Annotated in this window: 9 protein-coding genes; 2 read left to right on the plus strand and 7 right to left on the minus strand. The window is 58.0% G+C overall.

Annotated elements, in window-relative coordinates; genetic code table 11:
• Window positions 1-225: hypothetical protein (locus M3O22_00150; GenBank protein MDP9195180.1), on the plus strand; the 225-nt coding region annotated here is incomplete at its 5' end.
• A gap of 859 nt (window positions 226-1,084) precedes the next feature.
• On the opposite strand, the gene M3O22_00155 is transcribed toward M3O22_00150, so the two are convergent.
• The 6 genes from M3O22_00155 to M3O22_00180 all read right to left on the minus strand — a co-directional run bounded on the left by M3O22_00155 (window position 1,085) and on the right by M3O22_00180 (window position 6,375).
• Entirely contained in the window at window positions 1,085-1,429 is a 345-nt protein-coding gene (locus tag M3O22_00155; GenBank protein ID MDP9195181.1) for a tRNA-binding protein, read from the minus strand.
• Window positions 1,422-1,712: a type II toxin-antitoxin system RelE/ParE family toxin gene (locus tag M3O22_00160; protein MDP9195182.1), complete on the minus strand. Its 291-nt coding sequence runs from the start codon at window positions 1,710-1,712 to the stop codon at window positions 1,422-1,424. Before M3O22_00160 ends, M3O22_00155 begins: the two co-directional genes overlap by 8 nt.
• A complete protein-coding gene (locus M3O22_00165; protein MDP9195183.1) occupies window positions 1,709-2,032 on the minus strand; it encodes a type II toxin-antitoxin system Phd/YefM family antitoxin in 324 nt (107 codons plus the stop codon). The genes M3O22_00160 and M3O22_00165 overlap by 4 nt, the downstream gene beginning before the upstream one ends.
• 64 nt (window positions 2,033-2,096) lie before the next feature.
• Window positions 2,097-4,736 carry a valine--tRNA ligase gene (locus M3O22_00170; protein ID MDP9195184.1) on the minus strand — a complete coding sequence of 880 codons (2,640 nt, stop codon included), beginning with the start codon at window positions 4,734-4,736 and terminating at the stop codon, window positions 2,097-2,099.
• 93 nt (window positions 4,737-4,829) lie between these two features.
• The gene (locus M3O22_00175) at window positions 4,830-5,519 is read right to left on the minus strand and encodes an ABC transporter substrate-binding protein (protein MDP9195185.1); all 690 of its coding nucleotides are present in this window, start codon (window positions 5,517-5,519) and stop codon (window positions 4,830-4,832) included.
• Window positions 5,520-5,607: 88 nt separating this feature from the next.
• Window positions 5,608-6,375: a VacJ family lipoprotein gene (locus M3O22_00180; protein ID MDP9195186.1), complete on the minus strand. Its 768-nt coding sequence runs from the start codon at window positions 6,373-6,375 to the stop codon at window positions 5,608-5,610.
• 342 nt (window positions 6,376-6,717) lie between these two features.
• Here M3O22_00180 and M3O22_00185 point away from each other — a divergent pair, with 342 nt between their 5' ends.
• Window positions 6,718-7,284, plus strand: a complete 567-nt coding sequence (locus tag M3O22_00185) for a hypothetical protein (GenBank protein ID MDP9195187.1) — start codon at window positions 6,718-6,720, stop codon at window positions 7,282-7,284.
• Between the two features lie 151 nt (window positions 7,285-7,435).
• Here M3O22_00185 and M3O22_00190 read toward each other — a convergent pair whose 3' ends face one another.
• Window positions 7,436-8,098 (minus strand): outer membrane lipoprotein carrier protein LolA, encoded by a 663-nt coding sequence (locus tag M3O22_00190; protein MDP9195188.1) that lies wholly within the window; start codon window positions 8,096-8,098, stop codon window positions 7,436-7,438.
• Window positions 8,099-8,257 lie beyond the last annotated feature (159 nt).

Raw genomic sequence — 8,257 nt, forward strand, 5'->3', positions numbered from 1 at the left:
CCCGATACGGCAGAAGACACATTCGACAGGCTTTGTAATGGGAAAACCAGAGAAGAGGCCCACACGCTGGTCAAGGGTCTCCTGCTCTGGATCGGAAAGCACCGGAACCTGCTTGAGATTGCCAACGAGCAGATGCTGAACACCGTAAAGGATACCGCTAGAGAACTTTACAGGAAAAAATATAAACCTGGGCAGCAGCCCCCGGTTGCTGCGGCAACAACCTGATATTTCTGCATTGCCCCCTCCCTTCTCCGGAAGGGAGGGGGTTTCTTTATGGGCGGCAGTCGGCACAAATCTGTCGACAGAGGCCTTGGCCCAGCCTGCTACGGACTCTTTTGCGGGTGGATAAAACCTGTAGGGACCGCCCTCCGCCTGAACACATCCCGAATATATGGTGCCAGCCAGAAGATCACGCACTTCGTCAGTGTGATGATCTTCCATATCATCATCCCCGGGGTCATTTGGATAAACCGTGGTCGCCTGCTCTACCGCTTCAACCGGACAGGGCCAGGATCAACAGGGCGCGAGGCGACGCATTGACTGTCATACTGTGTTTTCATTGTATAGAATATCCGGGTGCGGTCATGCAAAAATGACCTGTAGGCGACATTGTCATGGAAGCACCGGACATAGATCTCGACCTCGGAACGGGGTCCCCTTGCTGACAGGGAGAGGAGCCTCACTCCCGGACCAGGAGGGAACCCTGGTCCCGGTATCGTAAACCATTCCCCCTGTACAGCCGACAAGATCCGGACTGTACCCCCTGCTGTAATACTGTTGCGCCAGCATATTCAGGGCATATCTGCGTTCCCTGTCAATAGCAGTCCGCTCTTCCGGTGTGCGTCCTGCCTTGACAGGCGACAGGCGCTGCTGGGGAGGGCGGAAGGAAAAATAATTATAGGCTTCCTTGCCATAGCCTGCTCCTGACACGACCATAAACAGCAGAAGATTTCTGACAGGCGTCATATATGTCTCACATACCATAAGTTTTCTTCTGAAACCAGACATAACCTGAGGATGTATTTGCGGCAAGGCCGGAAAATCTGTCAGCAAAAATGCATGCCTGATATTACCTCAGGAATTATCAATGCAGCCTCTGTCCATCAGGAACCGCCTGATCTGGATTGACAAGAACAACAGCGCCGTTTGAATCCGTAAAGCCCAGTACCAGAACTTCGGACTGGATGGGGCCGATCTGTTTGGGAGGAAAGTTGATCACGGCGCAGACCTGCTTTCCGATCAGGCTTTCGGGCGTGTAGTGAACGGTGATCTGTGCCGATGTTTTCTTCACGCCGATCTCTGGCCCAAAATCGATCTGCAGGACATACGCCGGTTTGCGCACCTGCGGAAAAGCGTCCGCCGCGATGACGGTCCCGACCCGGATGTCTGCTTTCAGAAAGTCGTCATAAGTGATTATGGATTTATTGATGAATGCGGGAGCCGTGAACGATGCGCAGGATCACAACGCGTTTTTTCGACAGAGCGAAAACAATCCGGTACGATCGGTAAACCAGATGCCGCAGTTCATGGGGATGATAAGCAGCTTCCAGCGCCAGAGGACACCGTTCCGGCATGGCCTTCAGCGATCTGATTTTATCAAGAAATTCACCCACAAAGTTTTCGCCCCGTTCGGAGTTCTCCCTGGCAATCCAGGCGAATATTTCTGACAGATCAGAGCGCGCCTGGTCTGTCAGAATGATTTTGTACGTCATTGCCTGCGTTTTCCGGGTGCCGGTTTTCCGAAATATTCAGCCCTGAGTGCTGCCGCTGTTTTCTCAAAGTCGTGGACCTGACCTGCTTCCATCTGGGTCAGACTGCGGCCGAGAAGGCGGAAGTGTTCCGCCTCGGCCACCAGATCGAGCATGCGTTGGTACGATCGGGCGTCCTGCACCACCAGCTCGGCCTGGCCATTGACCGTCAGGACAGACGGCCTGCCTGTCTTTTTCAGCCGTCGCGCGTGCTCCTTCGTGTGACGCACAAAATCCGTCAGCGAATGGATTTCGTTCAGATCAATTGGAGAGAAACTGCCCATGACAGCCTCACATATAATCAACAGCTAATTATATGCTATCCTGTTTCGGCCCGAAAAGCAACCGTCACCCCAACCGGCCCAGCGCCTTTTTCAGGGCGGCAATGCCTTCTTCGGCCTGGGTGCGACGGTCGCGGTGTTCGGCGATCACTTCCTCGGGCGCCTTGGCGACGAAGTTCTGGTTGGCCAGTTTCTGGTCCACTTTCGTGATTTCACCCTGCAGCTGCTGGATTTCCCTGTTCAGGCGCTCCCGCTCCTTCGCCAGATCCACGACGCCGGCGAGAGGCAATACCAGAGTTGCCTCGTCATGCAATATCTGCACTGCGCCAATAGGAACAGTGGCTGCATCCAGCGCCACTGACTCAAGCCGCGCCAAACGGATGATCAGGTCACGGTGTGTCTCCAGCCGCTGACGGTTTTCCTTGTTCAGATTCATCACCAGCAACGGCAGCTGCGCCGCGGCGGGCACGCGGATCTCGGCGCGGACGGAACGGATGGCCGAGATCAGACGCACCACCCAGTCCATCTCCTCGCTGGCCGCCTTGTCCACCGCGGGATACGCGGGCCACACAGCGCTGATCAGGCGGCCGGGCCGATCCTCTGACAACCGGGCGTAAAGATCTTCGGTGATGAACGGCATGAACGGATTGAGCAATAACAAAATCTGGTCCAGCACCCATGCTGTGGTGGCGCGGGTTTCGGCTTTCGCGGCCTCGTTCGCGCCGTTCAAAATTGGCTTGGTGAATTCCAGATACCAGTCGCAGAAAGTTCCCCACGCGAACTGGTACATGGTGTTGGCGCCGTCGTTGAAGCGGTAGGCCTCGATGGCCGCTGCGGTTTTCTCCGCTGCCTCGGCCACCGCGCCTGTGATCCAGCGATTCACAGTTTCCTTCACCTTCGCCGGGTCAAAGCCCGCCACCACTGCACACCCGTTCATCTGGCAAAACCGCGCAGCGTTCCAGAGCTTCGTGCCGAAATTCCGATAGCCCTCGATCCGGTTTTCGGACATGCGGATGTCACGACCCTGTCCCGCCTGCGCTGTCAGGGCCAGGCGCACCGCATCGGCACCGTATTTGTCGATCATGTCCAGCGGATCGATCACGTTACCCTTGGTCTTGGACATTTTCTGGCCTTTCTCGTCCCGCACCAGGCCGTGCAGATGCACGTGGCGGAAAGGCACCTCGCCCATGAAGTGCAGGCCCATCATCATCATGCGGGCGACCCAGAAAAAGATGATGTCAAAGCCGGTGACGAGAACATTGCCGGGGTAATATTTTTTCAGTTCAGGCGTTTTGTCGGGCCAACCCAGCGTGGAAAAGGGCCACAAAGCCGAAGAGAACCAGGTGTCCAGCACGTCCGGATCGCGGGTCAGCGCGGTGGCTTTGCCGTAATGTTTTTGTGCGTCATCTTTCGCTGCCTCTTCGGTTTCCGCCACGAACACATGGCCGTCGGGCCCGTACCAGGCGGGAATCTGGTGACCCCACCACAACTGGCGGCTGATGCACCAGGGCTGGATGTTGCGCATCCAGTCGAAGTACATATTCTCCCATTGCTTCGGGATAAAGGCGGTGCGGCCGGATTCCACGGCTTCGATCGCCGGTTTCGCGAGGGTCGGCGCATCGCACCACCACTGGTCGGACAGGCGCGGCTCCACAGGCACGCCGGACCGATCACCGTGCGGCACCGTGTGTGTATGCGGTTCGATCTTGTCCAGCAGGCCGAAGGTCTCGATGTCGGCGATGATTTTTTTGCGCGCATCAAAGCGGTCCAGGCCGCGGTACGCTTCCGGCACCGAGTCGTTCATGCGCCCGCGATCGTCCATCACGTCGATGAGGGACAGGCCGTGGCGCTTGCCGACCTCGAAGTCGTTGAAGTCGTGGGCCGGCGTGATTTTCACTGCACCGCTGCCCGTTTCCGGATCGGCATAGTCGTCGGCGATGATGGGAATTTTCCGACCCGTCAAAGGCAGAACCACATGGCGGCCGATAAGCGCCCTGTAGCGGTCATCTTTGGGATTCACCGCTACAGCCACGTCCCCCAGCATGGTCTCGGGCCGGGTGGTCGCCACGATAATGAACTGCTCCGGGTTATCTTCCAGAGGATAGCGCAGGTGCCACAGATTCCCGTTCACCGTGCGCTGTTCCAGCTCGGCGTCGGAAATGCCGCTCTGGCGTTCCGGGTCCCAGTTGACCAGCCGCTTGGCCCGATAGATGAGGCCTTTTTTGTACAGCTCGACGAAGGAATGGGTGACGGCACGGTTGAGGCCATCGTCCATAGTAAAACGTTCGCGCGGCCAGTCGGGCGAAGTGCCCAGGCGGCGCAGCTGGCGCGTAATCGTGCCACCGGACTCTTCCTTCCATTTCCAGGCGCGTTTCAGGAATTCCTCACGGCCCAGGTCGTGGCGGGTCTTGCCTTCTTTCGCCAGCTGGCGCTCCAGCAACATGTGCACGGCGATGCTGGCGTGGTCCGTGCCCGGCTGCCACAGCACGTCATACCCACGCATGCGGTGATACCGGATGAGAATATCCTGCAGGGTGTTGGTCATGGCGTGGCCAATATGGAGGCTTCCCGTCACGTTGGGCGGGGGCATCATGATCACGTAAGGCTTTTTCGCGCTGTCCGGATGGGCGCAGAACACGCCGGATTTTTCCCATTCCTGGTACAGGGACGATTCAACGGCGGCAGGGTCAAAGGTTTTATCGAGCATGGAAGAACCTGAAATCAGAAGGCCGGAAAAAGCAGGCCACTCTGACACTTTCAGGCTCCGGACGCAATCGCCGGATCCGGACAGACCGGAGAATCAGCGGGTGTTCTGGCGTCCGGAAGCTGCCGGCGGGGTGTCAGCGGTTCCCCCATTGCGGACTTTTTCAATACGCTCTCTCAGGGCGGACAGAAGACCGTCGATCCCTCCCCTGCTCTCGATGACGGCAGCAAAGTCACTGCGCTGGGTCACGCCCATGCTGACCCCCTCGACGATCACATCGACGATCTGCTGTTTGCCATTGGCCGTGCGGATACGCCATCCCACCAGGACAGCCGGATTCTCCGCACTGACAATCCGGGACTCGACAATCACATCCCGCTCACCCTGCGGCCGCGAGGACAGGGTCTCGAACGTCTCGCCCGAATATTTGATAAAGCGGTTGGTGTACAGTTCAATGATCATTTCCCGGAACAGACCCATATATTCCTTCTGCTGGGCAGGCGTGGCCTGCTTCCAGTATGGTCCCAGAACGAACCGGCCGATGGTGTCCATATCAAAGTTCCGGGTCAGGATTTCCCGGAATTTCCGGGACAACATGGCCTTTGTCACATCCTTGCGCTGCAGGACGGTCAGGACATCATCCCCCAGACGGGAGACAAGCTGTGTCGATACTTCCATCCTGCTGTCACCAGCTGGCACGGGTGGAGCAGTTTCAGCGCGGACTGCAGGAACAAAAACCAGGATTGCAGCCACAAGAGTCACAGCAAGGGAAAGAAAACGGATCATCGTACACCTGTTTCAAAAAACACGGGGCAGGCTGCAATCAGCCCGCCCCTGATTATGCCACCGGACAATGGCCACGTAAACTCCCCCGTCAGGGGATATCCGGCTGCTGGACATTGCCGTCCGCAATATCATTCTCGCGGGACTGCTTGTACATGTTCCTGTACGTGGCATAGGGATCAAGGGAATTCATCCGCACATCCTCAACCACCGAATTCAGGCGGGCGCGGGTATCGATCCCCCGGGCCGTACCTCGCGTGACAGAAATCCACAGGCGGTCTGTATTCCTGGCGTACATGTTGAGAGGATCGGCAAAGGAATCAACCACAAGACCAAAAGTATCCCGCAGGTTCGAGGGCCCGAGCAGGGGCAGGACCAGATAGAATCCGTCATCGGCACCCCAGGTGGCCAGCGTCTGGCCAAAATCTTCCTTTTCATAGGGAAGACTGAACAGGGGATCGGCCGCGTCAAACAGGCCCAGCACGCCGATGGTGCTGTTCACCCCCAGCCGGCCGGCCGCATTACCGGCCCCTTCCCAGTCTCCCTGCAGGAGCTGGTTGGCAATCACAATGGGGCTTTCCAGGTTGCGCAGGAAGTCGCGCACGGCGTCCTGGACCAGATCAGGCAGGACAGTCCGGTAAACAGCTGCGAAAGGTCCGACGATGAAAATATCGAGAAATTCGTTGATGCCGAAAATGGTCCGGTTGAGCGGCTCGAGCGGATCGCCCATTTCCCGGATCTCCCCGCCGCCCGCAGAATTCCCGGCTGTTGTCGCGCAGGCCGATACAGACAGTACCAGGAGAGGAACGAGAAACAGCCTTGTGATCCTGTGGGCAAAACCGGAAAGAAACGCCTGCATAAGACCCGCACCTGACTGGGGAGCCTTTTACAGGGTCCCCCGTTATCCTGCCCACACTGCGTGGTTCAGTACTCTCAGGCCACTGTTAGTACAGTGTTCACATCCTGTCCAGTGGACACATGCTCACGGTCCGAATATTTCTCAGAGTGTTGTTCCGGTCACACACCATGTTCCCCTCGTTAACGATTTTCTGCCATGATGGTGCAACAGGACAGCGCAGGAGGAAATAAAAGGGTGTTGTTCCGTATCAGGATACCGGCTCTGGTTGCGCTGTGCAGCCTGGTTCTGTGCTCCCCTGCCCTCGCGGCGGGCTGCCAGCGGCCTCCGGGTACAGCGGGAAAAGTGACTGTTGGCTTCCAGGACCCTCCTGTCAGATATGATTTTTCCCGCACGCGGGAGGAGCTGCGCCAGATGGGCCACAATGCCAGGCAGGCCCCTTCCGGAAACAGCCACATCACAGGGCTGACCTCCATGGACATGACCTACACTATCCATGCCGGATTTACCCTGGTGACCCGGCCAGGACTGGGGGTATGCGCCTGGCCCGGGGATATCCGGATCAGAATCGGGCATGAGCAGATGACTGTCTATGTCGACAGGCGCTATCCCCCTGGAACATGCCAGCACCGGGCTGTCCTGCTGCACGAGAACGAGCATGTACGGATCAACCGCGAGGCCCTGCAGGCCCTGCGTATCCAGGTGCAGACGGCCCTTCAGCCTGTCGTGGACAGGAGCTTCCCCCTGCCCGGACACAGCGAGGAAGAGGTCCGGACCCGCAGCATGGGGGTTCTCCAGGCAGCCATGGCTGATCTGGTGGCCCGGATCCAGACCGGGCGGGACGCACGCCACAGGGCCCTCGATTCTCCTGCAGGCTATGAAAGGACCCGCAGGATGTGTCCCGCCTGGTAGGGTAATGGTGCCAGTCAAACGGATAATGGCCATCTGACTTCGGTTTTCTGCGATCCCGGTGCTCACGTACGTTTATGTACGCTGCGCGCCGGTTCTCGAAAACCTTGTCATCTGGCTCATTCTGCGTTTGACTGGCACCATACCCTGAAACTTATCTTCTGTTCCCCCCCAGAAATTTGGGGTTCACGAACTGGAACAGGCGGGAAGACAGGGGTATTCCCACCTCCGGATCAAGCAGAGTGACTTCGGTCAGCTGCTGCTGGCCGTCCACCACCCGCCATTTGACCAGCTGCATGGGGTTGTCCCGGAACACAAGGGTCAGCTGTCCCAGGGACGGATCAGAGGTATGGACAACAGTCACTTCCAGCGTATTGTTTCCCTGCCCCACGTGGATCACCCTGATGCTGTCGTTCAGGCGCAGGTCTTCTTCCAGGATGATATCCGCCAGCGTTGTTCCCAGGGGCGCGTTGGTCTGCTGCTTCAGCTCATCATCCCAGTAGTACAGGAACAGACCGTCAGACACCGCAAAATTGCGATTGGGCGTGTCGTACTCTATGCGCATTTTCCCGGGGCGGCTGATATAGAGCATGCCCCGCTGGTCCGTTCCGTCAGGAGATGACTGCAGGAACGGGGAGCGCAGCGTTTTGATCCCGTTCAGCCACGCCTCTGCCCGCGCTACAATAATCCTGTCCTCCCGGGACAGGACCAGGTCCCTGTTTCCTCCATCCTGCGGCTGGGCCTGAAGGCCGGAGCACGGCAGAACCAGAAGTGCTGCAGCAACAAGGACACAGGCAAGACGGCGAAATCCGGTCATGGGTTCCTTTCGCAGGATCGGGGGGTCCGGGCTGAGTCTGCAGGACCAGCCCTGCAGGCACAAGCCTCTCTCCGGGATCTGCACCCTATTTTCCGATCATGTCCATATGGTGGCAGACTTTTGCGACTGACAGGAGTATGAGAGGGACCGGTATATCAT

Source organism: Pseudomonadota bacterium (assembly GCA_030775045.1).
Lineage (GTDB): Bacteria > Pseudomonadota > Alphaproteobacteria > JALYJY01 > JALYJY01 > JALYJY01.